Consider the following 3236-nt stretch of genomic DNA (forward strand, 5'->3'; position numbering starts at 1 on the left):
GATTGAATGCGCCATTGACTAGCGATTGAAGTTCATGTTGGGGATATTAGTCTTGGTCAGGAACGTTTCAGCCAGATTTAGCGAAACTGGGATCACACAAACTGTGATCATCTCTAGAATGAATCTGGACAGAAGTACGTTAGAATACATACCCTAAAGTAGCCATAGATTTATTCAACCACTGCCTGAAAATGAGCCAGCCGCTCCCATTAATCAGAATGATAAAATGCCCAATAGAGATACATGAAAAAGCCAACTGTAATCACAGTTGGCTCAGTATTTCCCCTTGAACTTTTAAGCCTTATATTGACTAGAGCGTTAGTTCGGAAAGTGTTTATTTAAGAAGTCCAAAACATGAGTAACGTACTTCTCGGTATCAAAGACAGGTGCACTGTGTCCTACACCTTCTTCAATGAAAAGTTGGTTGGTAACTCCATGCTCATCAAGCTTAGCCTTAAGTATCTCACTTTGAGATAGAGGCACTCGCTTATCCAAGGTGCCGTGTAACTGTATATATGGTGGAGTATTTTCATTCACATAACTCGTCGTTGATGCTTTCTTGGCAAGCTTTGGAATATTGTTTGGAATATCTCCTAAGAAACGAGATACAGACGATTTTTTGCTGGTTTTCTTGCCACCTTTATTACTTAACTCAAGTAAATCGGTAGGGCCAAAAAAGCTTACTACGGCTGAGACCTTGTACTTTGGTGGCTCATAGAAATCTACTTGGTTGTATGCCGAGTTAGTCGCACCAATAAAGCCAGCGAGGTGCCCGCCAGCAGAGCGTCCCATTATCACAACATTGTCCGCTTTAATACCGAGCTTTTCAGCATTGTCGTACAAATAGTTCAGTGCATCATTAATGTCTTGTACTGGTTGAGGAAAGATCGCTTCTCCACTTAAACGATAATCAACTGAAGCTAGCGCATAACCTTCATTCAACACAGACTGAAGTAATAATGGGTTCTTTTCTGGGATGGCGTCTTTGCTCCCACGTTTCCATGCACCACCATGTACCCAGACTAATAACGGGTACTGAGTATTTGATTCAACCGAAGGAGTATAAAGATCGAGTTTAATCTCTCTTTCACCTACAGTTTTGAACAAGATATCCTTCTCTACATTGAACTCCCCAGCCAAACAGACAAAGGGCATAAGTAGCACAGAGGTCATCGCAGACTTAATTTTCGTATTCATTGTTTTGTTATTCGCTTAAAAAAGTGAGTAGATTAGAAAGTCGCTTCAGCAGCTAACCAGTAGCGTCGGCCATCTTCAATGTAGCCAAACTCTTCCTCTGTGGTTTGCTCATCGAACAAGTTATAAACCGCTGCCATTAACTTCACATTCTTAGTTACACGCCAGTTCACACCGAGATCAACGTAAGTAATAGAAGGTGCCAAAGTTCTTGTGCTATCACTAGTAATGTTGTTTTTCTCTTTGCCTTGATAGTTCATACGGGCCCATGAAGCAACATCATCACGCACTGCCCAATCACCATTAAGTGAGAAGATATGTTCAGGTGCTTGTACAAGAGGCAAGCCATCATCATCGTCATTAGTGCTCTTTTCACTACGAGTATACGAGTAGGTCGCACTTAGTGTAATTGACTCTGTAATACCCTTAGATACGGAACTTTCTGCACCATAGCTGATCGCATCATCAATGTTGACGTAAGTGCGGTCGCAACTTCTACTATCAGTACAAGTCGGATCGACAAACTCACTTTCGATCTTGTCTTTGAAGTCGCTGTAAAACAAAGTAATGTTTGCAGAAAGGTCTCGCTCATTAACGTAATACAGTCCCATCTCTGTATTGATGGAGGTTTCTGCTGTTAAGTCTGGATTACCGTAAATAGAACAACGTCCTCTACAGCTCTCTTGAACCCACTCTTCGTCCATTTGTGTCAAACTAGGTGCTCGATAACCCGTAGACACACCACCTTTTAGCGTCCAACTAGGGTCAATAGACCAGACCCCGTAAGCTCTTGGGCTAAATTGCCCGTCAAAGATCTCATTGTCGTCGTAACGTAAACCAAGGGTGAGAGCGAATGTATCCGTGAGATACCACTCGTCCTCAGCAAATACTGCCCATTGCTTGTTTTTAGAGGTCAATGACAGTTTATTATCAGTCAGATCCTTTTGCTCGAAAGATGCGCCCAGTGTTAAGTAGTGAGCATTAAGAGGCAGACCCCATTGCGTATTAATTTGACTATTCTCGACTTCTTTATCTGCACCGATATTTTTTACTGTTTCATTACTGATAAATGAAGAACTTGTACCCCAAGAGTAGTTTCCGTCGTGGCTAAAACCAATAGATTGGCGTTCATATTCTCGTACTGCAACTTGAGACTCTCGCTCCACTGATTTACCTAGAGTGGTCTCTCGCTCTTGGTTATGATTGGTGAACTCCAGAGTAAAAGTGTCATCCGAGGTAGGTGTGAGGTACAAAGAAGCTCGATAGTTGTCGAGTGTCTTACCTGCATAACCACCTTCAATTTCATCTTCTTTTCTTTCCTGATACAGTCCAGTCAAAGAAGTACTCAACAGACCATCAATGACAGGGCCAGCAAGGTAAAGCTGCCCTTGATAGCTATTGCCAGATTTTGAATTTTCTTGAAGCGTCGTTTCTGCACGCAAGCTTCCGTGCCACTCTTGATAATTTTTACGCGTAATAATATTAATCACACCACCCAAAGCATCAGACCCATAAAGGGTTGACATAGGGCCACGTACAACTTCAATACGTTCAATTGCACTCAACGGGGGAAGCCAGTCTTGTTCAGTAAACGTACTACCATTAGTTTGAGTTTCTCGACCAGACTGCTTCCTGCCATCAACAAGAATGGCCGTATATTGAGCAGGCATACCTCGAATTGAGATATCTTGGCCATCACCACCTCCTGTAACGGTTACACCAGGTATATCACTTAAAGCATCAGTCAAATCTTTATATGAGCGATTTTCAAGTTGCTCTCGGGTGAGAACACTTATTGTTGCTGGCGCTTCTGTGACATTCTGTTCGTAACCAGAGGCTGTAACCACTACGGTTTCCATTGCTGTTGTATTGATACCAGTCTCAGGTAACTGGTCATTTGCAACAACGACCATAGGTACAGTAATACAAGCAGAAACAACTGATGTAGAAAATAGAGAGTATGTGAAAAGAGGCTTCATATTGAATAGGCTTAAAATGTAATTGCAATTAATAATTATTATCAATTAAACCTGATTAACATA

Annotated in this window: 2 protein-coding genes; both read right to left on the reverse strand. The window is 41.8% G+C overall.

Going from position 1 to position 3236, the window contains the following annotated elements; translation table 11 throughout:
- Positions 1 to 318 precede the first annotated feature (318 nt).
- Positions 319 to 1197 (reverse strand): alpha/beta hydrolase, encoded by an 879-nt coding sequence (locus CAG68_RS05595; RefSeq protein WP_161440902.1) that lies wholly within the window; start codon positions 1195 to 1197, stop codon positions 319 to 321.
- A gap of 32 nt (positions 1198 to 1229) precedes the next feature.
- Positions 1230 to 3173: a TonB-dependent receptor domain-containing protein gene (locus CAG68_RS05600; RefSeq protein WP_047008505.1), complete on the reverse strand. Its 1944-nt coding sequence runs from the start codon at positions 3171 to 3173 to the stop codon at positions 1230 to 1232.
- Positions 3174 to 3236 lie beyond the last annotated feature (63 nt).

This window comes from Vibrio sp. V42_P2S4T144 (assembly GCF_009904715.1).
Taxonomy (GTDB): domain Bacteria; phylum Pseudomonadota; class Gammaproteobacteria; order Enterobacterales; family Vibrionaceae; genus Vibrio; species Vibrio alginolyticus.

Excerpts from the sequence above, each read along its gene's own strand:
- CAG68_RS05595 (WP_161440902.1), bottom strand. The coding sequence starts at position 1,197 with ATGAATACGAAAATTAAGTCTGCGATGACCTCTGTGCTACTTATGCCC.
- CAG68_RS05600 (WP_047008505.1), bottom strand. The coding sequence starts at position 3,173 with ATGAAGCCTCTTTTCACATACTCTCTATTTTCTACATCAGTTGTTTCT.